The sequence below is a fragment of the Maritalea mobilis genome (genome assembly GCF_004363175.1).
Lineage (GTDB): Bacteria > Pseudomonadota > Alphaproteobacteria > Rhizobiales > Devosiaceae > Maritalea > Maritalea mobilis.
In genome coordinates this window covers 836,680-861,543 of the sequence record NZ_SNYR01000002.1, presented here as the reverse complement: position 1 = coordinate 861,543, position 24,864 = coordinate 836,680, and the positions used below count along the sequence as shown (strand labels likewise).

Annotated in this window: 23 protein-coding genes; 15 read left to right on the top strand and 8 right to left on the bottom strand. The window is 49.5% G+C overall.

The genetic code is table 11. The features are described from left to right. Window position 1 precedes the first annotated feature (1 nt). Genes ATL17_RS12000 through ATL17_RS11980 form a run of 5 tightly spaced genes read left to right on the top strand, consistent with a single transcriptional unit; the run spans window position 2 to window position 4,122 of the window. The gene (locus ATL17_RS12000; RefSeq protein WP_133573029.1) at window positions 2-1,120 is read left to right on the top strand and encodes an ABC transporter ATP-binding protein; all 1,119 of its coding nucleotides are present in this window, start codon (window positions 2-4) and stop codon (window positions 1,118-1,120) included. Next, window positions 1,113-2,222, top strand: coding sequence for a mandelate racemase/muconate lactonizing enzyme family protein (locus ATL17_RS11995; RefSeq protein WP_133573028.1), 1,110 nt, complete (start codon window positions 1,113-1,115; stop codon window positions 2,220-2,222). The genes ATL17_RS12000 and ATL17_RS11995 overlap by 8 nt, the downstream gene beginning before the upstream one ends. A gap of 29 nt (window positions 2,223-2,251) precedes the next feature. Then, on the top strand, window positions 2,252-2,908 hold the full coding sequence (locus ATL17_RS11990; protein WP_133573027.1) for an RraA family protein: 657 nt from the start codon (window positions 2,252-2,254) through the stop codon (window positions 2,906-2,908). Between the two features lie 48 nt (window positions 2,909-2,956). Then, window positions 2,957-3,253 (top strand): SAF domain-containing protein, encoded by a 297-nt coding sequence (locus ATL17_RS11985; protein WP_133573026.1) that lies wholly within the window; start codon window positions 2,957-2,959, stop codon window positions 3,251-3,253. 17 nt (window positions 3,254-3,270) lie between these two features. Further along, window positions 3,271-4,122, top strand: coding sequence for an amidohydrolase family protein (locus ATL17_RS11980; RefSeq protein ID WP_133573025.1), 852 nt, complete (start codon window positions 3,271-3,273; stop codon window positions 4,120-4,122). 16 nt (window positions 4,123-4,138) lie between these two features. Here ATL17_RS11980 and ATL17_RS11975 read toward each other — a convergent pair whose 3' ends face one another. The 5 genes from ATL17_RS11975 to ATL17_RS11955 form a co-directional block, all read right to left on the bottom strand. After that, window positions 4,139-5,695: a hypothetical protein gene (locus tag ATL17_RS11975; protein ID WP_133573024.1), complete on the bottom strand. Its 1,557-nt coding sequence runs from the start codon at window positions 5,693-5,695 to the stop codon at window positions 4,139-4,141. Window positions 5,696-5,700: 5 nt separating this feature from the next. Continuing rightward, a complete protein-coding gene (locus ATL17_RS11970; protein ID WP_133573023.1) occupies window positions 5,701-7,890 on the bottom strand; it encodes a peptidase domain-containing ABC transporter in 2,190 nt (729 codons plus the stop codon). Between the two features lie 3 nt (window positions 7,891-7,893). Beyond that, entirely contained in the window at window positions 7,894-11,121 is a 3,228-nt protein-coding gene (gene lanM, locus ATL17_RS11965) for a type 2 lanthipeptide synthetase LanM (protein ID WP_133573022.1), read from the bottom strand. Between the two features lie 54 nt (window positions 11,122-11,175). Further along, window positions 11,176-11,400, bottom strand: coding sequence for a mersacidin/lichenicidin family type 2 lantibiotic (locus ATL17_RS11960; RefSeq protein ID WP_166639018.1), 225 nt, complete (start codon window positions 11,398-11,400; stop codon window positions 11,176-11,178). A gap of 241 nt (window positions 11,401-11,641) precedes the next feature. Continuing rightward, window positions 11,642-12,328 (bottom strand): TetR family transcriptional regulator C-terminal domain-containing protein, encoded by a 687-nt coding sequence (locus ATL17_RS11955; RefSeq protein ID WP_133573020.1) that lies wholly within the window; start codon window positions 12,326-12,328, stop codon window positions 11,642-11,644. Window positions 12,329-12,519: 191 nt separating this feature from the next. Here ATL17_RS11955 and ATL17_RS11950 point away from each other — a divergent pair, with 191 nt between their 5' ends. From ATL17_RS11950 to ATL17_RS11935, 4 genes are all read left to right on the top strand, one after another. Further along, window positions 12,520-13,353, top strand: a complete 834-nt coding sequence (locus ATL17_RS11950; RefSeq protein ID WP_133573019.1) for a transporter substrate-binding domain-containing protein — start codon at window positions 12,520-12,522, stop codon at window positions 13,351-13,353. A 14-nt stretch (window positions 13,354-13,367) separates the two neighbouring features. After that, complete coding sequence (locus ATL17_RS11945) at window positions 13,368-14,282, top strand: amino acid ABC transporter permease (RefSeq protein WP_246028695.1); 915 nt, start codon at window positions 13,368-13,370, stop codon at window positions 14,280-14,282. A gap of 21 nt (window positions 14,283-14,303) precedes the next feature. After that, a complete protein-coding gene (locus tag ATL17_RS11940; protein ID WP_133573018.1) occupies window positions 14,304-14,954 on the top strand; it encodes a glutathione S-transferase family protein in 651 nt (216 codons plus the stop codon). A 135-nt stretch (window positions 14,955-15,089) separates the two neighbouring features. Further along, window positions 15,090-16,304, top strand: coding sequence for a potassium/proton antiporter (locus ATL17_RS11935; RefSeq protein ID WP_133573017.1), 1,215 nt, complete (start codon window positions 15,090-15,092; stop codon window positions 16,302-16,304). Window positions 16,305-16,311: 7 nt separating this feature from the next. On the opposite strand, the gene ATL17_RS16945 is transcribed toward ATL17_RS11935, so the two are convergent. Next, window positions 16,312-16,485: a hypothetical protein gene (locus ATL17_RS16945; RefSeq protein WP_166639016.1), complete on the bottom strand. Its 174-nt coding sequence runs from the start codon at window positions 16,483-16,485 to the stop codon at window positions 16,312-16,314. Between the two features lie 207 nt (window positions 16,486-16,692). After that, on the bottom strand, window positions 16,693-17,382 hold the full coding sequence (locus ATL17_RS11930) for a Crp/Fnr family transcriptional regulator (protein WP_208111192.1): 690 nt from the start codon (window positions 17,380-17,382) through the stop codon (window positions 16,693-16,695). A 337-nt stretch (window positions 17,383-17,719) separates the two neighbouring features. On the opposite strand from ATL17_RS11930, the gene ATL17_RS11925 reads away from it, so the two are divergent. Then, window positions 17,720-20,302, top strand: coding sequence for an HWE histidine kinase domain-containing protein (locus ATL17_RS11925; protein ID WP_133573015.1), 2,583 nt, complete (start codon window positions 17,720-17,722; stop codon window positions 20,300-20,302). Here ATL17_RS11925 and ATL17_RS11920 read toward each other — a convergent pair. Next, the gene (locus tag ATL17_RS11920) at window positions 20,294-20,650 is read right to left on the bottom strand and encodes a response regulator (RefSeq protein ID WP_166639015.1); all 357 of its coding nucleotides are present in this window, start codon (window positions 20,648-20,650) and stop codon (window positions 20,294-20,296) included. The genes ATL17_RS11925 and ATL17_RS11920 overlap by 9 nt on opposite strands. Before the next feature lie 91 nt (window positions 20,651-20,741). Between ATL17_RS11920 and ATL17_RS11915 the strand changes: the two genes are divergently transcribed. The 5 genes from ATL17_RS11915 to ATL17_RS11895 all read left to right on the top strand — a co-directional run bounded on the left by ATL17_RS11915 (window position 20,742) and on the right by ATL17_RS11895 (window position 24,845). Further along, the gene (locus ATL17_RS11915) at window positions 20,742-21,296 is read left to right on the top strand and encodes a biliverdin-producing heme oxygenase (protein ID WP_133573013.1); all 555 of its coding nucleotides are present in this window, start codon (window positions 20,742-20,744) and stop codon (window positions 21,294-21,296) included. 285 nt (window positions 21,297-21,581) lie between these two features. Then, complete coding sequence (gene dctP / locus ATL17_RS11910; protein ID WP_133573012.1) at window positions 21,582-22,592, top strand: TRAP transporter substrate-binding protein DctP; 1,011 nt, start codon at window positions 21,582-21,584, stop codon at window positions 22,590-22,592. A 9-nt stretch (window positions 22,593-22,601) separates the two neighbouring features. Continuing rightward, window positions 22,602-23,141, top strand: a complete 540-nt coding sequence (locus ATL17_RS11905) for a TRAP transporter small permease (protein ID WP_133573011.1) — start codon at window positions 22,602-22,604, stop codon at window positions 23,139-23,141. Then, entirely contained in the window at window positions 23,141-24,433 is a 1,293-nt protein-coding gene (locus ATL17_RS11900; RefSeq protein ID WP_133573010.1) for a TRAP transporter large permease, read from the top strand. Before ATL17_RS11905 ends, ATL17_RS11900 begins: the two co-directional genes overlap by 1 nt. A gap of 13 nt (window positions 24,434-24,446) precedes the next feature. Beyond that, complete coding sequence (locus ATL17_RS11895; RefSeq protein WP_133573009.1) at window positions 24,447-24,845, top strand: OsmC family protein; 399 nt, start codon at window positions 24,447-24,449, stop codon at window positions 24,843-24,845. The last annotated feature ends 19 nt before the right edge of the window (window positions 24,846-24,864 follow it).

The window sequence follows — 24,864 nt, the reverse complement described above, 5'->3', positions numbered from 1 at the left end:
AATGACTGAAGTATCACTCCAGCAAGTTGTTAAACGCTATGGCCAGCTCGAAGTTGTTCATGCGATTGACCTCGAAATTCGCCACTCAGAATTTGTTGTTTTGGTCGGCCCGTCTGGCTGCGGCAAATCCACAACTTTGCGCATGATTGCAGGGTTGGAAGAGATTTCTGACGGCAAAATTGTAATCGGTGATCGCGTTGTCAACAAATTGCCGCCGCGCGATCGCAACATCTCAATGGTGTTCCAAAACTATGCGCTTTATCCGCATATGACCGTGCGCGACAATTTGGGATTTGGCCTAAAGATTGCGAAACATAGCGACAGCGAAATCAACAAAAGGGTTGAAGAAGCCGCCGAAATTCTTGGCCTTGGCATGTTGATGGACCGTTTGCCAGCTGAATTGTCAGGCGGGCAACGTCAACGTGTTGCCATGGGCCGTGCCATTGTGCGAAACCCCGATGTTTTCTTGTTCGATGAGCCACTGTCCAATCTGGACGCCAAATTGCGCGTACAAATGCGCACAGAGATCAAGAAGCTCCACAAACGGGTCAACAACACCATCATCTATGTGACCCACGACCAAGTGGAAGCGATGACCTTGGCCGACAGGATCGTGATCATGCGCGATGGTCATATCGAGCAGGTGGGCACACCGCTCGAAGTGTTTGATCATCCAGTGAACACATTCGTGGCGTCCTTTATCGGCAGCCCGCCAATGAACCAACTCGACGGCAAAGTGATTGCCGGGGAGGGTGGCGAAAACCAAATCGCACTCGCGGACAACATCACCATCCCAGTGCCCAATCGCGCTAAGGCGCATGTTCAAGTTGGGCAGTATGTTATTGTTGGCATACGCCCCGACGATCTCACACCGAAAAATCATGGCATGAAGGATTCAGGTGAAACGGTGAGTTTTGATCTCACAGTTTCAATCTCCGAGCCTTTGGGCACGGAAACCATTTTGTTCTCTCAAATCGGCACAAAAGAGGTGCAAGGTAAAATGCTCAATCCACGGCCGATTGAAGGGGACGAGCGTTTGAACTTCAATCTTTCGCTGGATCGCGTGCATGTGTTTGATGCATCGACCGGTCAAAATGTGCTCGGCCCGCACCATGGCTAAGATCGAACGCATAGAAATTCAAATGGTTGATCTGGCGCCCAAAGTGCGCCGGACCGACGCCATTCAAAGTTTCGAAAGCCAGGAAACGCCCATCGTCAAAATAACTGATAGCGATGGCGCAGTGGGCATCGGCTATTCCTATACAATCGGGCAGGGTGGCCCAGCGATCATGTCGCTCTTGCACAAGACTTTGCTGCCCAAACTGATCGGTCGCGACCCTTCAAACATTGAAGCAATTTGGCGGGAGAGTTTGTTTGCAACCCATGCGACAAGTGTTGGCGCAATCACATCGCTTTCATTAGCGGCGATTGATACGGCGCTGTGGGATTTAAGATGCAAAAAAGCAGGTTTGCCGCTTTATAAAATGGCAGGCGGCGCAAAGGATCGTATCCAGCTCTATTCAACCGAAGGCGGCTGGCTGCATTTGACACCAGAACAATTGGCAGAAGACGCCCTTGCGCGGCAAAGCGATGGCTTTAAAGGCTCAAAGATCAAAATTGGTCACAAGCTGGGTGCGGATGATCAGGCGCGATTGAGCGCTGTTCGAAACGCAGTCGGTGACCGTTTTGAAATCATGACCGATGCCAACCAAAGTTTTTCTTTGTCAGAGGCACGTCGTCGCGCGCGCATGCTTGAAGAGTTCAATGTGGCATGGTTTGAAGAACCGCTGCACGCGGACGATGTCGGCGCCCATGAAAATCTTGCAGCATCAACAACGGTGCCCATTGCCGTTGGCGAAAGCATGTATTCGCTGTCGCAATTTAATGAATATCTACGTCGCGATGCGGCCTCGATTGTTCAAGTTGATGTGGCGCGGATAGGCGGCATAACCCCATGGCTCAAAGTTGCACATATGGCGGAAGCTTATAATGTTGCTGTCTGCCCGCATTTCTTGATGGAGCTGCATGTTTCCCTGTGTTGCGCCGTGCCCAACTCAAATTGGCTTGAATATATCCCGCAGCTTGATCAACTCACCCATTCGAAGATGAAAATTGAGGATGGTCACGGCGTGCCCACAAGCGAACCTGGATTGGGCATCGATTGGGATATGGACGCCATCAAATCCCGCAGTGTCGATGGCCTTTCGGCTGTGATCACTTGATGCGCGGTCGTAAAAGAAAAGAGTGAGCTATGTCCAATATCAAAGCTTTAACTGACGCGCTGAGCCAATGTTACACTGGCGTTGTGCACGACATTATGCGCAAAGAGGGTTTTCGAAATTTCACCCTTCCCAAAGAGCTGACCGCGTTGCTGCCAGATCAAATTTTATGTGGTCCTGTTTTCACCATTGAAGGGTGCGTGGATGAAACCGCAGATGGTCATCAAACACTTCTGGAATGGACGGACCTGCTGTCAAAAGCAAAGGCCGGACATATATGGGTTTCACAGCCACATGACCACACAATCGCGCATATGGGCGAACTATCCTCAGAGACCTTAAAGTCTAAAGGCGTGTTGGGTTGTGTGATCGATGGAGGCATTCGCGATACGCACTTCCTGAAAGCGCAGGGCTTTCAAGCTTGGCGGCGGTTTCACACCCCCCGCGATGTGGTGGGGCACTGGCTGCCAACCGGGTTCGATGTCGACATCATCATTGGCGACGTTTTGATCCAACCTGGCGACTTTTTGCTGGGTGATCTGGATGGCATGGTGCGTGTGCCAAAAAGCCATGTCGAAGACATCACCGCAAAATCCGAAGAGGCGATGAACACCGAAAACAAGGTGCGTACGGCCATTCTGTCGGGCACCGATCCGCAAGAAGCCTACCTGCAATTTGGGAAGTTCTAATGCAATGTTCATCAATGCACATGAGGGCACAAATTTGAAAGCAGTAAAATGGTGAGCAAAGAGGCCAAAGGTCACCGAGAAACAGATGCGCGTCTGTTGTTGTTGAATAATGCGGATAATGTTTTATCTGTCGCGCGTCCAATTCGGTTTGGCCAATTGGTGTCTATTGAAGGCAACAAAATTAGCCTCGATCACAATGCCGGTGTTGGTTCAAAAATTGCCCGATGTCGCATAAAACAAGGCGATGAGATCATGCAAAGCGGCGCATTTGTCGGCATCGCGACCAAAAGCATAAAAGCTGGACAATTGATCCATGCCCATAACTCAAAGCCAAACACAATTTAACAATTGGAGCTAACGGAATGACTTCGTTGATCGATACGCACCAACATCTCATGTACCCGCAAAAATTTGGCTATTCATGGGCCAATGATATTCCGGTGCTAAACGAAAAAACTTATGATGTAGACACATATGCGGGCTTAGTTGGTGAACAAGTCGAAGCCACCATTTTCATGGAAACTGGCGTCGATGAGGCTTTTTATCGTGACGAAACCCAGTTTGCCTTAGAGCTGGCCGCAGATAGTTCCAACAATATGGCTGGCATTATCGCGGCAGCCTTTCCTGAGAACGCCAAGGATTTTGACGACTGGCTGGAACAGACTGCACAAAACCCGTTGATCAGCGGGTACCGTCGCATCTTGCACGTCGTCGATAACGCCGTATCTCAAGATCAAACGTTCAGGCAAAATGTTCGAAAAATTGGCGCACATGGAAAAACATTCGATATGTGTTTTCTTGAAAGCCAGCTTCCGCTCGCTATTGAATTGGCAAAAGCGTGTGACAACACACAGCTCATCCTCAATCATTGTGGCGTGCCAAATGTAGCTGGTGGCGACATGCAGCAATGGAAACACCATATTGCCGAACTCGCGAAACTTGAGCATGTCGCTTGCAAAATCTCAGGCGTAGTCGCCTATTGCAACCCGGATCAAGACAGAGAAACTGCAGTGCGGCCATACATCGAATATGCCATTGAGCAATTCGGCGCCACCCGCTGCGTTTGGGGCAGCGATTGGCCCGTCGTGAACATGGCCGATGGCTTACCCGATTGGCTGGCAATTACCCACTCAATCTTCCAAGAAGAAAGCGCTGAAAACAAGCAACTGATCTTCGCCGACAATGCCCGCCGCATCTACCAACTGGCAAATTAGCGACAGCCAACCTCGACTAAATCGCAGACAAAATATTCTGCGCTTTTTTTGCGAGCCTTTTTCCGCGCAATTTGGCCTGATCGAGGCCAGACTGTGAGATTAAATTACCAATTGAGGTGTTTTGCGACAAAAACACCTCAAGACCATCTGGTGTAGCTGTCGCATATGGCAGATTATTTTGTCGTAAATCACTCATTTCGGCTTTCAGAAGCGACAATGTGTCGTGATCGTCAAATGCTGTTGGCAGTTTGCGCAATTGGGTAAAAAAGACCTCACGTGCAATCATGTCCCCAGCGTCACGAAGCATTGGCGCATTGCACAGCAGGTAGGAGTAAACTTCCATAGGACGAATAAAAGTCCGAACATAGCCATCTGAAAGCTGCAGCTCACCAAGTGCTTTTAGCACTTTAGGCAAATGCTCAAAAACGCTGAGTGCGCGCGCAGTGCAAGCGGGTGTCAATTCTAATTTTAATGTCTCGTCATCTTCGCTGTCAGGGTCAAAAAACATGCCAATGATGGTCTTAAGATCTTTAAGGTGATCCGGCTTGCCAAGAACTGGTGCAATGATCCCGTCGATCTGCGCCAAAACCAGTTTCCCATCGGAAAGCAATATGCCCTCAGGTTCTATGCCCGTCGCGCCGAATACCCACATGATTGTGGCAAACTCTGCCAAATCAGGCGCCAAATTTTGCAAGGTATTTTCATCAAGATCATTGAGATCCTTCCCGTCGATCCACTCAACCCAAGTTCCTTCGTCACACTGAGAAATTTGTGGCATGCGCCAATTTTTCATCATGCCTTGGGCTTGAAGCAAATCGAGAATGTTCGAAAACAAAGTATAGGGGTAAGCCGCGCGAGGATGTAACACACCCGCGCCTTCAGCAAGCACAACAGTTGTACCGCCACGATGCATATCTAGCGGCTCGATAAACAAATGTTCCAATGCAGCCAAGTTTACGTTGCTGGGTGCAGATTTTAGTGCTGATTTAAAGCGGCTTACTGTTTTGGAAAATGCACCGGAAACATCCCGCGCATGTCTAAGCGCAGCTGGCCGGCTTTGCCAAAACTCAACAGGATCAGGTACTTCTTTACCTTCGGAGGGAGAGTAGCAGGCTATATTTTGGTCGAGTACATAAAGCAGCTTTTGTAGTGCACCTTTAACAATGTCATGGTCAGGGCACATCTCATCGAGATGAACCAAGAAGTCGCCAATTTCATCCCAAACCTCTTGTACCAAAGGCTCGATCAATGTGCTTGTTTTGCTGTCTCTGGCCCAATCGCGCATAACAGCCAATTCGTTGAGTTGTGCATCTGGAGTTTTTAGCGGCCTTGCCCAATGTGGCGTATCGGGATTGAGCGGAATGCGCTGTGTGGGGCCAGCAGCATAAAATTTAACCAGGCTTTTTTTATCTGTTCCCAACAAGGCGCAACAAGTGTCCCAATCTTCCTTTGATTTGAGATCGCCAAGCATTTGCAGTTCAATTTCTTTATGGGGCAAAATCTCGACATCATCTGCTGTGCCGCTAAGCTCATTGATAAAGAGCCCATAGCTCCACCACTGCTGATTGCTCATCTCATTCACTCCAATGATTGGCTCTTTACGAGCGTCGCATAAACGCCATCAAGGGCAATAAGGTCTTCATGCGTACCTTGTTCAGCGACGCTGCCTTGATTAAGAACGATGATTTTATCCGCGCCACGAATTGTTGAAAGCCGATGCGCCACCACGACTACGGTGCAATTAGCATTGGCGATGGCATCTCCGATCAATGCTTCGCTCAGCGTGTCTAAACTGTTGGTCGCTTCATCCAAAAATAGGATGGCCGGATCACGCGCGAAGGCGCGCGCCAATGACAAACGTTGAAGTTGACCACCAGAGAGGCCACTGCCGGTTTCGCTGATGATTGTGGAAAGTCCCATCGGCATTTCCTGAATCTCATTCCACAGCCCAGCACTTTTCGCGGCTGTCACTACCCGCGCTTCACGATCTTCGTCATTTATATATTTGTTGCCGACAAGAATATTGTCGCGCAAGCTGCCGCCAACCATAAAGGGCTTTTGCATAACGGCGGCCATTTGCTCGCGCAAATGCGGCATATCCAATGCTGAAGCATTTTTTCCATCGAAAAATATTTCGCCATTTGTCGGGTGTGCCAATCCCAGCATGAGACGCAAAACGGTGCTTTTGCCGGAACCACTGGGACCAACAATAGCAACTGTGGTACCCGGTTCAATTGTTAGGTCTATATTGCGCAAACTAGGTTGGGAATCTGGCGTATATTGCAAACTCACATTTTGCAGTTCAATGTTGCCAGAAAAATCGATTTTTTCCCTCACCGATGATGATGTGTCCTTGCGCATCTCCTCGGGAACGGGCGTGTTGAGAACTTCAAGCAGCCGTTCAACATGGGTTTGCGCCATAACAAGCTGTTGCGCGCCCAGCATAATTGTTTGGAATGGCGCAATAGCCATTACGCCAATGCCAACAATGGCCAGCATAGTGCCCAATGAGTAGGTACCAGAAATCACCAGTGAGGCACCCAGAATAAGCAAGCTGAAATTCACAGCCTGACTCACAACAGGTCCAAACGATGCCATTAATTGTGTCGCGCGATTTGACTTGATGCTGGCATCCATAAATGCGCGGAATTTTTCTTTCCACTTATAAACGACATGCGGTTCAGCGCCCAATGCCTTGATGCTTTCAATCCCGGCAATCGCCTGCACGAGGATTGATTGCTGTTGAGCGCCGGTTTCAATTTCATATTGTCGAAGCGAGTGTAGCCAGCCCCAACTGATCCAAAGGAGCAGCAGGTAAATTAGGCCTGCAATAAATATGATCAACAAAAACAGAGGGGCGACAAAAAGCAAAATTGCGGCGTAGACAAGCAAAAAAGCGCCCTCTAGCAATGCGGTGACTAGGCTCTCTGTCATGACCTGCCGCACAATGGAGACCGCAGAAAACCGGCTGAGCATATCGCCTGATCCATGAGCCTCGAAAAAATCGAGGCGCAAATTCATGGTGTGGGCCACAAAGGATTCTTCAAGATAGCTGTCGATGCGTTGCCGTAGTTTAAGCAGCGAAAAGCTTTGCAATATGCGGCTGCCCCATGTTGTGACAACAATCACAACAGCGAGCAAGGCAACGGCGGTCAGCAAATCTGGTTGGCTTTCTCCAAGAACCTTGTCGACAATTAGCCAAGTTATTATTGGGCTTGAAAGCAGCAAAAGTTGCAGCAAAGTAGCCATGCCGATCACTTCGAAAAGCCGCTGCTTTAAGTGCGGTGCATTGCGAATTGTGGCCCAATATTGCGCCCAGACATGACGGCCTTCATTTTTGCGAAGTGAGAGTGCCTGCGTGGCCGAAAATTCAAGCACCACCCCAGAAAATTCTTCCCAGAATTGCTCAAGCGAAATCTGCTTTGTCCCAATTGCCGGGTCGAACAATTTGACGCCTTTTGCATCTGCCGCGCTGATCACCACAAAATGGTCGCCGCGCCAATGTGCGATTAAAGGATAATTACAGTTCGACAAATCAAAGCCGGGCTTGAGTAGCCGACCTTTTGTTTCAAGGCCCTCTGAATTTGCCGCAATGGCAATCGCCGCTGCGGTAATGCCATCTCGACCAACTGGCGTTAGTTCTCTGGCTTGTGCCAACGTTGTTTCTCTGCCGTGATAGGTCAATATCATGGCAAGACATGCCGCGCCGCAGTCTCGCGCAGCCAGCTGGCGGACGAGTTTAACTGATTTGCGATTGGCACGAACCATATATCAGAGTAGCTCCAAGCTCATCGCGTCAGGCATTTTAACTCCCGATACGGACTGTAAAAGGCCATATCCCATGCCCGCCAACCCGGTCAGAAAACCTGAAGGGATAATGCCAAACGGCATATCAGAAACCACATTGCCGGAACCAATCTCTTCGATCATGTCGTCGATGGTACTTTCAAAAAGAACGCGTTGCGGATCGTCTTCATTCGATGTGAGATTGAGGCCAATTACGCAATTGCCAAGTCGCCCGTGACAAAGCGTATGATTGCCGCCATGTCGGCGTTCCAAAATCGCATTTTTTGCAATCTCAAAATCTGTCGACAAGGCGCTCTTTGAAAGGGGCTGCCCTTCGGGATAGTCGATGCCGAGTTGCAACAAACGTTTCCGCGTTAGGCCAATGCCCGCGGCCCCATGGCACCAAGCGACTTGATATACCCGCTCACCATCGAATTCGCTTTCGGGTCTAAACCGTTCCCAGTTCCCATGTTCGGGCGAATAAGCGCTGCGCTCATATATAAGTGCCGCGTTTGCCAGCGCCAAAAACTGATCATTTTGGGTGAAGCGTGCATATTCACTCAGAAACAATGCAAATCCGGATGAACCATGAGAAAAGCCAGCGAATGCTGGATTTTCTGGCGATGGGGTTTGCCCTTTGCTTGGCCAAACTGCACCGCCGTCGGGAAGCTGAATGGCCTCGCGCATTAATCTTTCAGCACATTCTGTTGCCAGCCTTAAAGCACCGGAGCCGGGGAAAACACATTCAACCGAAAGGCACGATAGTCCAAGACCAGCTAACCCGGAATAGATGTCGAACTCTGCCTCATGTTCAATAAGTTTTTGGGTCCGGTTTAGCCAATTGGGCAGGTGAGGGCGTAGATCAAAAATGCCAAGTTGATGCAGCCGACTGCCGACCCACAAAGCGCCCCCATTACCCGAATATCCGCCAGTCGACTCGGTTTCATGCAAGAACTCATTCACGATTGCCAAAAATGTGTTGGCGGCTTGCGCGGTCAAATCCGTTTCGGTGCCTGTGACCCGGTCATATTCAGCTAAGAAAAGCGCAATGCCTGCTATGCCGCGCTCCAGGCTTAGTCCGGAAAAAGCAGGCCCTTCCATCGTGGCAAGTGAAAGCCAAACCGTGTGTTTATCGCTTTGCAGCGCGCCATCGCGCAGCATTGTCACCACGTTGCTACATGCAGATAAAAGCCGGTCCTGCCTTGTGGCCCCCGTCACAGAAATGTGGTCACGATGCCGAAGCGTGGTTGGCGAGCGGTCATCTTTTATCGATTGAACGGTTTGCAGATCGTGATTATCCAAGAAAAATGATGACGCGATGAAGTCAATTTGTTGCGCTAAATCCATTTCGCCGACACGTGATAGCCGTTCCTTGGTATGATCCCATCCACTGCGTTGCAACACGCCTGAAATGCTTTTGCCGCGCGCATCAAAAATATCAGCTTCCGTTGGTTTTGCGCCAAACCAGGGAACATCGCCAGATTGAAGATCATCTAACTCCGACAACAGAACCTTTTCCAAAAAGGCGCTAATATTATTGGGGCTGATCAACTGGCTGAAATGCTTTTCCAGATCAAACGCATCCCGCAAAAGGGTGGGATGAGCAGTTTCAGATAGGACAACCGCATATGTTTTTGTATTTCTAATTAATATGCGGATATCGACGCCAGAAAGCGCGTCAAATACTTCGTTCAATGCGCCTGTTGAGAGCCCGTCAGCGAGCGATCTATAGGCAGCTTCGAAACCTGCAATAATGTCTTTAAGATGCGTTGCTGCGTAAACTGGCTTGCCGTTTAAGCGGATGATGTTTTTATTGTCTTCCATCTGAACAAGCGTGCGTTCATAGCGCATCTCATTCGTACCCACCTTTTGAAGCGTCTGGCTGATCATTTGACCGCCTTTATCGCTATCGGCAATGCCGGAAAGGCCACGCATAGATGATTCTTGCCCTACAGGAATGAGGCCCGTTGTCACTACGCTATCTCTGATAAGCGGCACAAAAGGTGCGTATACATTCGGAACGAGTTCCAAAGGCGGAGATAGGATTGTTTCAAAGTCAATAACGGCAGGAAATTCGCCAAGCGCCAGCATATTTTCATGATGCAGGTCCACAGCACCCAGAAAATTCATAACTGCGAGCAAATGGCCCACGCGCACATAATAGCGTTTGATCTGATCTTGCGTGGTGCAATCTACCGTGGATAAGAATTCAACCCAGCCATAGTCTGATCTCTCCAGCAGTGCCCAAGTTTTGAGATCAGTCACGCCCAATTTATTTGCAGCGCGAAAAACATCATGCACACGACGCTCAACTTCAATTGATCGCGGTTTGTAAACCACCCGCTGTCCATCGTTCAGATGTACAACAACAACGGATAGGCCACCTTTGTGCTTATCGCCAGAATCTCCTTCCACCTTCTCGATTTGGCTGTCTTTTGAGAAATGGAAAGTCTCGATCAACGCATCCCAATCATGATCAAGTCGCTGGATAAGCAAAGCCGTTGCGCGGACCCAATTTTCACAGCTGATGTCCAACCGCCGCGCGAGCACGGGAAAACGACCAAGTAGATCGGCTCTATAAGTAGCCGTATCGAGCATTTTCAAAAAGGCTTGATAGCGATCTATATCAGTTTCGCCTTCAAGCTGGCGGCTTAAATTCCGCGCTTGAAATTCCACAAGTAGAACGCGCGCTGATTGTGTAAGAAGTGTCTCGATTAAACCTTTTAGCGCGGAGGAGATTACACGCTCTTTTCCGTCTAAGTTTAAATCTTTGGTGTGTGCAAAAACACGCTGTGCAGCATGAAGCGCAAAAGCGCGAATGAATGGCATAAAATCTGCTGGCTCGACATGCCGCGCTGCAGCTTCGAAATCAAGTTCAAATCCAAGCGCGGGACAATCTAAGCTGGCCTGAATGCGTTCCACCCACTTTGGAGGGGCAACATCAACAGCAAGAAATTCTGGATCAATGCCAAGAATATCAATTGCCTCTGGCTGGCTTAAGCCGAGGACATTGAGGTAATTTCCGAGCAGGCTTTTTGGTTGGTCGCCAATCGATAAAAGACCACTATCCCAAGCAGCAATACGCTTGGTGCCGAGTTCAATGTCAGAAGATATGTCAGGATTTTTTTGTCTTAAAAGTTTGCGTTCTCTTAAATTTAATGCTGCTGGCCAAGTCTTATCCAACGATACAATCTTACTACGCGATGCATCCATTTTACTTCCAGTATAAATAAAAATGGCGCGCAAAACTGCGCGCCAAATAATGTGCTAGCCAGAGACTTTTGAATCGCCTTTTGGGCAACCAACAGTTGTCGAGTAGCAGCAAGCACAGCCAGTGCATGATGCGGCCATTCTCGCGCCTGAGACAGAGCCAAGCGCCGCCATAGATAGATCGATTGACCCGGCCGGATTCGCTGGAACTTCAGCTTTTTGCATGTCTGTCAGTGAATCGAAATACTCAGAATCGGTCCAGGCTTTAAATACATCAACCATATTGATCTCCTTAGTTTTAAAGTAATGCATAAAGAGCGAGCGCGAGTATATGCGAACGCTGCTTAATTCGATTATGAGACTAGATTGAGTTACAACTGTCAATGCAATATTTGAATCGAAATTGAACGGACGGAGATTGCGAAAATGCCGTTTGGTTTTGTAAAAATACTTATAAATTAGTTGCTTATGGGACGGAGTCCGGCACTTAGTTTTCCATGACCTGCCTTACCACAGCAAAAGCCTAGTCGTGATAAACGATATTGCGGCCTGCAGCGCGTTCTTGCAGCCATTGCTCGTTGGTGCCGCAGAATAGAAAACCGTCTAATAGGCCGTAGCAAGCCAGCTTGGCATCTTCGAGTGAAAAGCCTTGCGGGTTAACGCTGCGTTCAAGCCATAATCCATCAACCAACGAGGTGAGGCTGATGGCGACAAGGCCCGCGTCAACTTCGTCAGCATTGCCTTCAACTTGTGCGACCTGCTCGATCACTTCAATGAGTTCCTTGCGATATGCAGCGAACATTTTGGTGGCAGGGGCCCGAATTTCAGGTGTGTGGCGCAGCTCGCTCCAAAAGGCCAGCATCATTGCGAGGCGATGTTCCGATGAGCCATCAGCGCTAAAACACGCTTCAACAAAGGCAGCCAATCGCTCGCGCGGTTCTTTGTCACCTTCGCGAACAGCATCAAGCAAGCTCGCAATAAAGTCATTTAGCAATCGCTCATAAGCATGAAAGATGAGTTCAGCTTTGCCGGAGAAATGAAACCGCAACAGTCCTGGCGAAACCTCTGCACGCCGGCAAATTTCCCGCACCGTTGTCGCGGAATAGCCCACTTCGCCCACCGCTTCGATGGTCGCCAAAATCAATTTTTCGCGCCGCACCTCTGCGTCGAGGCGCTCATATTTCGGCGAATGTTTTGCTTTAGCAGGCAAGTCGCTTTCTCGCAGTTCAATCTAACAACATATCCAAACTATCAAGCTGCAATCAGTTTGCAACCTCAAACAATCTGAGCGGAAAACAATTCACTTATTATACAGATGTAAAATAATTCTTGCCAACCAAAACTGCCTCGCATAGTTTTAACGGTGGGACAAAGAAGAAGGCTGTTTTGGAAGAAATAAAAATGAAAAATCTAGCAAAATTGATGGCGGGCATTGTTGCCGCAGCGGCACTAACTTCATTCGCACAGGCGGGCGAAGTGTTGGATAAAGTTATGGCCGAAAAGAAAATGATCGTGGCGACGAACTCCGAATATCCGCCTGCATCATATTTGAATGCACAGGGTGAATTTGAAGGTTTTGACGTTGATGTAGCCAAAGAACTTGCTGAGCGCTTGGGCGTTGAAGTGAGTTTCATCAACCCAGCATGGGAGGCGATCACCTCTGGCAAATGGGGCGGGCGCTGGCAAGTGGCCATTGGGTCGATGACGCCAACGCCTGCGCGTGCTGAAGTGCTTAATTTCCCTGCCGTTTATTACTACACACCTGCCGCGCTTTATGTGCATAAAGATGCGCCTTACACCTCAGTTGAAGACGTAATGGGCAAGAAAATCGGCGCCAGCGCTGGCTCTACCTATGAGTCATATCTGAACCAAACCCTCAAACTCGACGAAGAATATTCGCCTGCGTTTGAGTTTCTCATCGAGCCAGGCGAAATCCGCACATATGAAACCGATACAAACGTAATGGACGATTTGCGTCTGGGCGATGGCGTTCGGTTGGATGCGGGCGTTTCTTCTGTGCCAAACATTATGGAAGCGGTGAAAAACAACTATCCTTTGCGCATTGTGGGCGAACCTTTGTTCTTTGAGCCATTGGCAGTTGTTGTTGCAAAAGGCGACGATGAGTTCTCGCAAAAAGTGGGCGCGATCATTGAAGAAATGCGCGCAGACGGCACATTGAAAGAGCTGTCAGTGAAATGGTTTGGTGCGGACCTTGTGTCCACACAAGCCGAATAATCTGGGGCACGCTTGTGGCTAGCCTCATTTCAATCATGCAACACGCGCTTGTTCGGCGCGTGTTGTTGTTTGCTGTTCTTTTCGCGGTGCTGATCAATTTCAGCTTTCCCGAAAGTTGGATCATTTCCGGCCCAATCGCAGCGGCGCTCATTGCAGCGCTGATTATGCTCAATGTGCACTTGGTACTCTTCTTGCCATTTAGGTGGCAAGTCATCGTGTTTTGGCTTGAGCTTTTAGCGCTGTTTTTGGTGTTCTTTTATTCGTTCAACCTGTCTTACACATTCATTGTTGAACGGTTGCCGCTGCTCATTTTTACAGGCGTTGGATACACTTTGCTGGTGTCGGGCCTGTCGATTACCATCGCCAGCATCATCGCCTTATGCGGCGCGCTTATGCGCCTTTCAAAAAATGGCGCAGCCTTTGCGATCTCAACATTTTACGTGTCATTCTTCCGGGGCACCCCTTTGTTGCTACAGGTCTATCTGATCTATCTTGGCTTGCCACAACTCGGCATTATTTTAGATGCCATTCCGTCAGGTGTGATCGCACTGTCCTTATGCTACGGCGCTTATATGACCGAAATTTTCCGGTCAGGCATTCAAGCTGTGCCGGAAGAGCAAACAGAGGCGGCTTTGGCGCTGGGGCTAAAACCATGGCAAATCATGCTGAAAGTTGTGTTGCCACAGGCCATTCGCATCATCATCCCGCCCACCGGAAACAATTTTATCGCCATGTTGAAAGATTCCTCCTTGGTTTCCGCCATGGGGATTATGGAGCTGATGTATTTGGCGCGCACTTTGGGTCGTTCCGAGTTCAAGCATTTTGAAATGCTGATCACTGCGGCGCTGATCTATTGGTTCATCAGCTTTGTGTTCGAGCTGTTCCAAGGGCGGCTAGAAGCTCATTTTGGAAAATCTGACAGACGCTAAGACCGAAATTTAAAGGATAATATGACCTACAAATTATACTGGTACGCTGGCAGCGCAGCCATGGCGCCGCACGCTATTTTGCACGATATTGGTGGCGAATTTGAGCTGATCAAAGCCGAAGGCGCTTATCTTAAAAGCGAAGCCTATCGCAAACTCAATCCAAACAGCACTGTGCCTGTTTTGATCCATGGCGATGGAAAAGCGATCTATGAAAGTGCTGCAATTTGCCAATTTCTGGCTGAACAACATCCAGAAACGGGCCTAAGCCCCGCCCCGGATGATCCACTTAGAGGGCAATATCTGCAATGGATGACACACCTCACCAACACGGTGCAGGAAGCTATGACAATTTGGTGGCATCCAGATCATTATACTGAGATTGAAGAGGTTCAGCAAAAGCTCGTACGTGAGTCTGAGGCACGTTTGGACAAGCTGTGGCAGGTGCTTGATCGGCATTTGCAAGAAAACGGACCTCACCTTTGTGGCGAACGGTTTTTTGCGTGTGATTATTACCTTGCCATGTTGATCCGCTGGACCCGTGAAATGGAGAAGCCGGGCGAACATTATCCGCACCTGAATCACTTGGTACACCTCGCCATGGCCCGTCCCGCCTATCAAAAGATGCTGGATGATCAAAATATCGATCAAAATTTGCTGCCCGATATGATTTGAAAATTGTGCAACTTCGCACAGACCAGTTCAGATTTAATGCGATAAGCGGCAAATGAATTGTGGCATACTGCGTGCAAAGGTTGGTAAAGGCTCAATTTCACCAACCCGACATGCTGGCCAAACTAGGGAACCGAAGTGTATCCAACTTTAACGCTGATCGCCTTTTTGATTTTGCTGAGCCTCATCGTCTTTCCATTGGCAAGACGCTCTGGCACACCATTTTTGTTGATCGTTTTGGCCATCGGCATGCTGGCTGGCGAAGATGGGCCGGGTGGTATTGAATTTAACGATTTTGGCCTTGCCTATGATCTGGGCAGTATCGCACTGGCCGTGATCCTTTTTGCCGGTGGCGTCGAAACCGAACGGCGCATCCCCAAAAAGGTGATTATTTCAGCGCTGCTTTTGGCTGTGCCGGGCGTGTTGATCACAGTTGGTGTTGTTGGTGGCTTAACCCATTTGGCGCTGGGCATCCCAATTTTAACCGCCCTCTTGCTGGGCGCTGTTGTGGCCCCAACTGATGCGGCTGCCACCTTTATGCTTTTTCAACACGGCAATGTTAGCGTGCCGAAAAAAGTCAAAGATACGCTGTTTTTAGAGTCTGGGCTAAACGATCCTGTTAGCATTGGGTTGACCGTGGCGCTCACGGCCTTCATTGCAACCTCCAATCATTTCGACACCAACAGCCTGTTGGGATCGTCCTATATCGTGATCGTGCAAATCGTCAGCGGCATCATTGGCGGTTTGATCGGCGGGTGGTTGCTCACCACTTTGATGAACAAGCTTCCGGTCCCCGTGGGGCTTTATCCGGTGCTGGCCTTCGTTGGTGGCCTATTTATCTTCGGCTTTGTGGGCATGCTCGGCGGTTCTGGTTTTATGGCAATTTATATTGCCGGCGCCGTTGTTCGAAACAGGCTCGTGCATCCGGTTGATCGGATTTTGAATTTCAGCGAAGGTTTGCAATGGATTGCGCAGCTTCTTGTGTTCCTGCTGCTCGGTTTGTTGGTGACCCCAAGCCAGCTCTCAACCACCCTTATTCCGGCTTTAATCTGCGCAGCAATCCTAATGTTTGTTGCGCGCCCCATTTCCGTGTTTGTCACCTTGGGCGCATCGCGCTTTTCGTTCAAAGAACTGACATTTATAAGCTGGATGGGCCTGCGCGGCGCGGTGCCGATCTTGCTTTCAATTTACCCGATCATCGAACCGGGGCCGATCTCTCAAGTGTTCTTCAATATCGTCTTTGTTGTCGTGGTCTCATCCTTGCTGCTGCAAGGCTTTACCGCATCTTACCTCGGCAAAAAACTCGCATTGGATCAGGAAGAGGATAGCCTCCGTTCTTCTCAGAACGACTAAGCAGACCTTAAATATCTGTCGGGGTTGAAATATCGAACACTTCTTCTGGCTTATTGCGCAACAGCAATTGAATTGTGTGCAACGCCCAAACCAAGAGGCCGATGACCGAGCAGGAAGCGACGATGAAGCCCGCCTTGGAAATTGTATCCAGCGATGAGTACATCGCCAGAAATGCAGTCATTGCAATCATGACCACGATGAATGCTATTCCGATGACGGATAAGCACTTTAAAAGCTTTTTGTTTTTCATGTTCTCAGCTCAAAGGGCGGAAATGAAACTATCTCAGGCTTTTAAAGTTAAATCAATCATTTAGATCATTGTCGGACAATTATTTTATGTTTCTGCGTGCCGCAAGATTTCGCAAAAAACGGTAAGCTATTGTCGATGTTACATTAAAGGGCGCACCATTATGTCTGGCTTCGCGTCCAGCTTGGCCAATTTACACAGCCCTTCATAGTCTTTCACATGCAGCACACCATCTTGCCAGGCGGCGACGCCTTGGTCCTTCAGTTTTTGCAGGGTCTTGTTGGTGTGCACCAAAGAAAGCCCAATGGCGTCCGCCAAATCCTGCTGGCGATAGGGGAGGGGCAGTTTATTTTCTTTCACCATGCCCAATGCAAAGGCGCGATCATGAACACGCACCAGCGCCCGGGCCACACGTTCTTTGCCGCTCATATGGCCAACAATGGCGAGACTTTCGCCCAACAGATGTTCCTCCACCGCAGAAATCCATGTGGGGTCATACGCCCGCTCAGGGTGATGCTCAAACAGGGTCCACAATTCGCTGCGATTAAAAACACATAATTTCATAGGAGTGGAAGCTTCAACCGAATGCTGCATCTCCTTCATCAAACCGGCTTGCAGGCCGATAAAATCACCGGGAAACACAAAATTGATGACCTGCCGTTTGCCGGTTTCCAGTGTTTTGTAACGCAGTCCCATCCCTTCAATCGGGGTATACATGTGCGGACTTGTAGCGCCCTCAAGCATAAGCGTTGCGCCAGCTTCCACTTCCAGCTCGCCAGATTTAAATCGTTCCATAAAACTCAGCTCGCGCCCAGTCATGGGCACAAACATATCCAAATCCCGAAGGGGGCAATGTTTGCAAGAGATCATCAATTTTCCCGTCCTGCTATGTCATAGTTTAATGCAGTACACCCAATTCTGTTCCATGGTGCCGCTAGGAAACACATAAAATTTAAGAGGTGTTTGGTCGGGTTAAGGCGTTAGGCATCGGGTTTTTGGCGCTAACTCGAATAGATTTTTGAAAATTCTACTCAGGCAATCGCTTGATTAATTCACCTTCAGGTGAGGTCTGCGCACACGGCAACGCCCCTGCATTTCTTATTTTCTCAATCAACACTGGACCATCTGCCAGATTTCTATCGCGCAACCGCGCACAGGAGAAAAATATATGGTGGACTCTTCAGAGCCACAAATGACGGTCGATTTAACAAATTGCGATCGCGAACCCATTCACCTGCTTGGTCGAGTGCAAACTTGCGGGTTTCTTGTTGCAACAACGGCTGATTGGTTGGTGAGCAATGTCTCGGCCAACATCTCCGATTTTGTTAAGGCGGATGTTAATACGCTCATTGGCGCTCACATTTCGAACCTTATTCCACCAGACATCATCCACACCCTGCGCAATCGGCTACAAAATCTAACAGCGAACGCCATTCCTGCCGTCGTCTCAAATATTGAACTGGCGGGGGCAAATCATCGCTTTGATATCAATATTCATATCTCTGGCAAAAAGATCATTTTGGAATTTGAGCCAGCGCTCGCCCAAAAGGATCTGGAGCGAGATTTGGAAACGGTGCAGCAATCGATAAATCGAATGTCTGCCCTGACAGATGTGAACGCGATTTTGAAATTCGCCACAAGATTTTGCGCCGCACTCACCGGTTATGACCGGGTGATGGCTTATGTATTTCGTGAAGATGATAGCGGCGAGGTGCGTGCCGAAACCTGTGCGCCAGATATGGAGCCATATTTAGGGCTGCGATATCCTGCGAGCGACATTCCGAAGCAAGCGCGGGAACTCTACAAACGCAGTCCGGTGCGCTCTATCAATGATAGTAATTCCATTGGCGTGCCGATTTTGCCGGCCCCAATGCATCAAGGCGATGCGGTTGACCTATCAAACGCCGTTCTGCGCAGCGTGTCGCCCATCCATTTAGAATATTTGCGCAATATGGGCGTTGCGGCCTCTTTGTCCATTTCGATTGTGGTGGAAGGCGAGCTATTCGGCTTGATCGCGTGCCATCACCGCAAGCCAAAACATTTGCACCAGTCGCACCGCAGTTCGATGGTGCTGTTTGCACAAATGCTCTCGCTGATCATTGAGGGCAAACTCACCGCTCAATCCAACAATTACAAAGAAGCAGCCAGCGATCTGATCAATAGCTTTTCGCGTTCCGCAACCACCACGGGCGACATCTCGACGGTGATTTTGGACCAATGTGATAAAGCCATGGAGTTAATGTCTGCTAACGGTATTGCAGTGGTTAGCGACGATACAATCAAACTCGCGGGCAAAACGCCGAGCGCGGATGAAGTGAAAATTTTGGCGAAGCGCTTGAACACACAGCCTTCCGGTAAAATTTTCAGCAGCCATGAATTGGCAACATTCTTGCCCGAAGCAGCAGATTTTGTGCCCCGTGCAGCGGGGATGCTTTCCATCCCGATTTCCAAAAGCCCGCGCGATTACATTATGTTTTTCCGGCAGGAGGTGGTGCAAAGCGTAAACTGGGCGGGCAACCCGGAAAAACCAGCCTCACTCGGCCCCAATGGTGTGCGCCTCACCCCGCGCAAAAGCTTCCAAACATGGCGCGCATTGGTGGAAGGGCAGTCAGAAGCTTGGACTACGTCTGAAATTGCGGCCGCAGAACAATTCCGCGTCACTGTTTTGGAGCTGGTGCTAAAGCTGGTGGATGACGCAGTTGTTGAGAAAAAGAAGGCGAACGAAAAACAAGAATTGCTGATCGCCGAACTGAACCATCGGGTGCGCAATATTCTTGGGTTGGTGCAAAGTCTTATTTCCCAAACCTCAAAAAAAGAAGCCACGGTAAGCGATTTTGCCAAAGTGCTGGAAAGCCGCATTCAATCTTTGGCCCGTGCACATGATTTGATCACCAAGCAAAACTGGTCGTCGGCCTCGTTTAAAGAGCTTATTCAGACCGAAACCAAAGCCTATCTGCATCAAAAATCAACCCGCGTGCAAATAATGGGGCCTGACATTGAAGTCGCGCCGGTGGCTTTTTCAACGCTGGCATTGGTGATGCACGAATTGATCACGAACTCGGCCAAATATGGCTCTTTGTCAGATCAAAGGGGCGCAGTGAAGCTGGGCATTTCGGTGCGGGATGATGGCTCGCTAGACATTAGCTGGCGCGAGGTCGGCGGCCCTGCGGTTAAGGCACCAACCCGCCGCGGCTTTGGCAGCGTGATCACGGAAAAATCTATCCCGTTTGAGCTGAACGGTGAAAGCAAGATTGATTATCATATCGCGGGTGTACGAGCCAAATTCTGGATTCCCGCATCCCACATCACCAAAGTGGTGCACGGTGCAGACCTGAGGCAGGCGGAAGCACCTGAAACCGACAGCGCAGAAACAGCCGTTAAGGAAACAGTGCCGTTCCCCAAAAATATCCTACTGGTGGAAGACAATATGATCATCGCAATGGACACGGAAGGTGTGTTGATTGAGCTAGGTGCGCAGTCTGTTCGGGTCTGCGCGGACGTTGAAACCTCGCTGGATTTCATCGGCAAATCCAAATTTGACTTCGCAATTCTGGATGTCAACCTGGGCAGCGAAACTAGCCTTGAGGTGGCCCACAAACTCAACGCGATCAACATCCCCTTCATCTTTGCATCCGGCTATGGCGAAAGCCAGATTTTGAATGCCTTCGACACCAAGGTCGACACTATCAGCAAACCTTATGACAAGGAGCGTTTGAAGAAAGCCATTTTAGACAATGCCAAATCAGGTTGAGGATAACAGTGTTTCCGCGATTTCGGCATAGTTCACAGGTTTGGTGAACACAGGTGCCTCGAACCCGGTCGCGGCGAGAATTTCTTGTTTGCTGCGGCCGCTGACAAAGCAAAATGGCGTGCCTTGTGTCGCCAATTGTTGGGCGATGGGCACACTGTTTTCCTGCTTCAAATCAAAATCGAGCAGGGCGCAAGAGCAGGGGCGAGATTGCAAGATGCTATCCGCACTTTCGCAATCGCTGGCCACAAGGCACTCCACGCCAAGGCTCGCCACGGCATCACAGGCGTCCATAAGCACAAACGGGTCGTCTTCAACGATAAGAACTGAGTTGCTGATAAAATTTGTCATGCACATTTAACGAAACCAAACCGAATTGGTTTCATGGAATAAAATAAAGGGCAAACATGCTTAAAAAAATAATAAAATTGTATCAGCCGCTATGAGCAATGAACTGATCAATATGCTCCGGCGGGCCACACAAGAATTGCATCAGCAATTGGATCGTGGATTTGCGACAGGTCACTTCGCCAATCGAGCCGCTTATGTTTCTTTCTTGCAGATGCATGCCCAAATCGTGCCGGACATTGAACAGCAATTGGCTATCCGCAGCGAGTTTCAAACTCTGGACCATTGGCAAGTAAGGCTAAGAAGCCCTGCTTTGTTGGATGATTTAAAATGTCTGTCAGTTGCACCACCGCCCATAGCACCGTTTGTCATGCCCTCTGCGCCGGGCAGCGTGGCGGGCATCACTTATGTTATGGAAGGCTCGCGGTTGGGCGGGCGCTTAATCGCCAAGCAACTTAATGAGGCTGGGCTTGGGCATTTGCCAGCTAGCTTTGTCACCCACGGGGCAGAACAACGATATTGGCAAAGCTATTTGTCTTGGTTGGCCGAACGGCCAACATTTGCAACTTATCAGCAAAACGCCATAGCGGGCGCCAAAGCGCTGTTCCAGCACTATATCAATATCAGTGCCTATCAACTCAGCGCTTAAGATTGTCAAAACAGTGCGTGCCGAAACTTCGCAATAATATTGGCAGAGTAAATTTCCCGTGAGGGAACCAGTCTAATCGAATTGCACTAAGTATGCCGATGAAGACTATGTTAGACTGCGGGCAGGGGATGAATGCTTCTGCCCACAAAACATTCAAATTTTGTGATCAGATCACAGCCATTTGTCTAAAAATTCGATCAAATGCATAAAAATGAATGGCATTTTTGATCATTTTTAGGAAAAAGTTTGTCCTCACCCAATGTACGATTCTTCAAGGAGGACATCATGAAGAAAATTATTCATACAGTTTCCGCAAGCCTTATCGGCTTGGCGGCGTCGCTGCAAGGCGGCATTGCTGAAGAATGGCGTTTAAACAATTTCTTGCCTGAAACACGGCCTGAAACTGCTGAGCTTGAGCAATTTGTAACCGAGGCTAATGCAGCCATCGAAGGTGACATCGAAATCAAGATGTATAGCGGTGGCTCTCTTGGCTTGCCCAACACAGACGCGTTGCGTTTCTTGCCACGCGGTGCGGTGGAAATGAGCTTGCTTTGGGCCAACTATTTGGGCCGCGACGCACCCGCATTGAGTTCTGTTGTGGTGCAAGGCACCATCGGCTCCATTGAAGATTTTGAAAAAGCCATCCCAGTGGTGCGCGAAATCTACGAAGAAGAGTTTGCAGATTGGGGCGTTAGCTCAGTTGGCTATGTGGCGATCCCAATGTTGTCAGTATCCGTATTCTGTCGCGACGAACCTGTGCGCACTTTGGAAGATTTGAAATCGAAAAAACTGCGTGTTTGGGCCCGTGATCAGGTTGAAACCTTCACCCGCTTGGGCGTTGCCGCACAAATCATCCCACAAGAAGAAATGTATGTGGCGATGAAAACAGGTGTTGTGGATTGCGCGCTTTACCCAGCGCTTTATGCTCACACTGTGTCGTTGCAAGAAGTGGCAAGTCACGCATCTTACCTCTATCCAATGGCATCTGGCCCATATGTAATTGGTGTGGCCACCGACAAATGGAACGCGACAGACGAGCAAACCAAAGCGGCGATCACTGCTGCTGCAGAAGATTTGTGGAACCGCACAAATCAGTATGAAGACGATTTTGCACGTGAGCTTGAAGCCCGTGAAAAATTGGCAGCTGATGGCATCAACTGGGTTGAAGACTTCTCAGAAGAAGACCGCGCAACTTTCGTCAGCTCAGTGACAGAAACTTGGGAAATGCTGGCGAAAGAAGCAGGCGGCAACGCACCTGCTTACCGTGAGCGTGTTCTCGAAGCGCTTGGTCGCTAAGCCAGCTTTATGTCAAAGCTTGGCAAAAAATACATTGCACAAGGGCTGGAAAAGCTAGCCCTTGTGTGTTCCTGGGCCGCTGCCCTCAGCATGGTGGGGATTGTGGTTCTCATCGTCACCAGCGTGTTGATGCGCAAAATTGCAAACACGCCCATTCACATAACTGAGGAAGTTGTGGGCCTTATGCTCACCGTCTCGCTTTTCTTGGGCGTGCCGCTGGTTACGCTTAAATCCAAACATGTCAAAGTCGCTCTGATTATCGACCAACTCAAAGGCCGCACCCGTACAGTTGTGCAAAAAGTCGCCATATTGATTGGCATTGCCTTTTTCATGTGGCTGATTTGGGAAGCCGTGCCGTGGTTGGAATTTGCGTTCAAACGCAATCTGAAAACTGAAACCAGCCGCATCCTGCTTTATCCATGGATGTCGACCATGTTCTTTTCCCTTGTGCTTACCTTGCTGGTGTTCATCGGGCGTTTATTCGGCCTGTTTGATGCGGATGCCGCGCGCGAGGAAGCCATGCCAACCCTTAAGGATGAGGTGTCCTAATGCTGTTTTGGGCAACATTAATCGGCGGTCTTATGACCACCGCTGGCACCAGTGTGGCTTTGGGGGCTGCCTTGGGTCTCACCGGATTGATCATCCTGCATTTCTTCTCCAACGGCGCGACCTCGCTGGCCGTTGATGCGATTTGGAATGTTTTTAACTCCTTCACCCTTAGTGCAGTGCCCATGTTTATTCTTCTGGGCGAAATCCTTTTGCGTAGTGGGATCAGCCAAAAAGCCTATTCCGCTTTTTCCCCGATCTTTCGAAGAGTGCCCGGCGGCCTACTTCACACCAACATTGCCGTTTGCACCTTGTTTGGCGCGGTCAGTGGCTCCAGCCTCTCCACCGCCGCAGCCATTGGCTCGGTCGCCTATCCTGAAATGACACGCCGTGGCTATGATAAAGACACGGTAGTGGGCAGCTTGGCCGGGGGTGGCACATTGGGGCTGCTCATTCCGCCCAGCCTCTCATTTCTGATTTTTGGCGCACTCACCGAAACCTCAATTGGTCGCCTATTCGCCGCGGGTATCATTCCCGGCTTGCTGGTTGGCTTTATGTTTATGGCCTATTTGTTTGTCAGATGCGTCAGAAACCCTGCCTTGGCACCAACCGACAATGAACGCACACCCTTTTGGGAAATCTTGGCGGGCTTCAAGCAAATTTGGCCGCTGCTTGCCCTCATCATTGCCGTGATCGGAAGCATTGTAGGCGGCTGGGCCACACCAACAGAAGCCGCAGGCGTTGGTGTTGTGTTGGCGGTGATCATCTCATCCATCTGGGGCGATCTCACCTTCGCCAAATTGCTCGAGGCGATCAAACAGTCGGTCCTGCTGTTCTCCGCCATTGGATTTTTGGTGCTCGGCGCAACCATTCTCGCGCAGTCGGTCAGCATCCTCGGCGTGCCACAGCAAATCCTAATTGCAGTAGCAGATAGCGGCTTAGGTACATATAGCGTGCTGTTGATTGTGGTCCTGATCTATTTGATTTTGGGCTGCTTCTTTGACGGCTTGTCGCTGATGATCATGACGCTTCCAGTAGTGTTTCCGCTGCTCACCGGCCTTGGGTTTGATCCCATCTGGGTGGGGGTAATCATCACGATTGTTATCGAAATCGGTCAGGTCACGCCACCGGTTGGTTTGAACCTATCGGTGCTGACTGCGCTAACCAATAATGAAGTGAGCTTGGGCCGCGTGGCCGTGGCGACGGTGCCATATTGGCTGATCCATTTGTTTGCGATCTTGATGCTCACAATTTTCCCCGCATTGGCGCTGTTCCTGCCCAATCTGCTTTTCTAACAGGGATTTTTAGATGGCTATGAAACTAAAACCAAAAACCTTTGGTCCGATCTATGTGTTCCATGACGGTAGCGACCAGATGAAATTCGCCTTTGGCGATCCGACACAAAAAACGGATCATCCGCCATATAACACACCAGTAGACACAATGATCTCATCGCTGGGATCATGCATTGTGAAATCGATGGTCTGGAGTGCGGCGCAACATAAAGCTGAGTTGCATAATTTCCACGTGATTGTCACTGCCGTCAAAGCCGCAGATTTGCCGTCACGCGTGGGTAAAATTTCGCTCGAAGTTGTGGGCAAATTTGTTGACGATGACGCGCTGGTGCCAGAAATCATCAAACAGGCAAAATCAGTTTGCACAGTAAGCAACAGCATGAATTGTGAAGTTGAAATCACAACTTCATAAGCGCAAACTGCGCGCCTAT

What these genes read in the sequence shown, in the direction of transcription:
- ATL17_RS11905 (WP_133573011.1), top strand. Translation starts at nt 22,602, where the DNA reads ATGTCAAAGCTTGGCAAAAAATACATTGCACAAGGGCTGGAAAAGCTA.
- ATL17_RS11950 (WP_133573019.1), top strand. Translation starts at nt 12,520, where the DNA reads ATGAAAAATCTAGCAAAATTGATGGCGGGCATTGTTGCCGCAGCGGCA.
- ATL17_RS11985 (WP_133573026.1), top strand. Translation starts at nt 2,957, where the DNA reads ATGGTGAGCAAAGAGGCCAAAGGTCACCGAGAAACAGATGCGCGTCTG.
- ATL17_RS11920 (WP_166639015.1), bottom strand. Translation starts at nt 20,650, where the DNA reads ATGACAAATTTTATCAGCAACTCAGTTCTTATCGTTGAAGACGACCCG.
- ATL17_RS11980 (WP_133573025.1), top strand. Translation starts at nt 3,271, where the DNA reads ATGACTTCGTTGATCGATACGCACCAACATCTCATGTACCCGCAAAAA.
- ATL17_RS11930 (WP_208111192.1), bottom strand. Translation starts at nt 17,382, where the DNA reads ATGTTTGTGCCCATGACTGGGCGCGAGCTGAGTTTTATGGAACGATTT.
- dctP (WP_133573012.1), top strand. Translation starts at nt 21,582, where the DNA reads ATGAAGAAAATTATTCATACAGTTTCCGCAAGCCTTATCGGCTTGGCG.
- ATL17_RS11990 (WP_133573027.1), top strand. Translation starts at nt 2,252, where the DNA reads ATGTCCAATATCAAAGCTTTAACTGACGCGCTGAGCCAATGTTACACT.
- ATL17_RS11975 (WP_133573024.1), bottom strand. Translation starts at nt 5,695, where the DNA reads ATGAGCAATCAGCAGTGGTGGAGCTATGGGCTCTTTATCAATGAGCTT.
- ATL17_RS11900 (WP_133573010.1), top strand. Translation starts at nt 23,141, where the DNA reads ATGCTGTTTTGGGCAACATTAATCGGCGGTCTTATGACCACCGCTGGC.
- ATL17_RS11895 (WP_133573009.1), top strand. Translation starts at nt 24,447, where the DNA reads ATGGCTATGAAACTAAAACCAAAAACCTTTGGTCCGATCTATGTGTTC.
- ATL17_RS11960 (WP_166639018.1), bottom strand. Translation starts at nt 11,400, where the DNA reads ATGGTTGATGTATTTAAAGCCTGGACCGATTCTGAGTATTTCGATTCA.
- lanM (WP_133573022.1), bottom strand. Translation starts at nt 11,121, where the DNA reads ATGGATGCATCGCGTAGTAAGATTGTATCGTTGGATAAGACTTGGCCA.
- ATL17_RS16945 (WP_166639016.1), bottom strand. Translation starts at nt 16,485, where the DNA reads ATGACTGCATTTCTGGCGATGTACTCATCGCTGGATACAATTTCCAAG.
- ATL17_RS11915 (WP_133573013.1), top strand. Translation starts at nt 20,742, where the DNA reads ATGAGCAATGAACTGATCAATATGCTCCGGCGGGCCACACAAGAATTG.
- ATL17_RS12000 (WP_133573029.1), top strand. Translation starts at nt 2, where the DNA reads ATGACTGAAGTATCACTCCAGCAAGTTGTTAAACGCTATGGCCAGCTC.
- ATL17_RS11940 (WP_133573018.1), top strand. Translation starts at nt 14,304, where the DNA reads ATGACCTACAAATTATACTGGTACGCTGGCAGCGCAGCCATGGCGCCG.
- ATL17_RS11970 (WP_133573023.1), bottom strand. Translation starts at nt 7,890, where the DNA reads ATGGTTCGTGCCAATCGCAAATCAGTTAAACTCGTCCGCCAGCTGGCT.
- ATL17_RS11995 (WP_133573028.1), top strand. Translation starts at nt 1,113, where the DNA reads ATGGCTAAGATCGAACGCATAGAAATTCAAATGGTTGATCTGGCGCCC.
- ATL17_RS11925 (WP_133573015.1), top strand. Translation starts at nt 17,720, where the DNA reads ATGGTGGACTCTTCAGAGCCACAAATGACGGTCGATTTAACAAATTGC.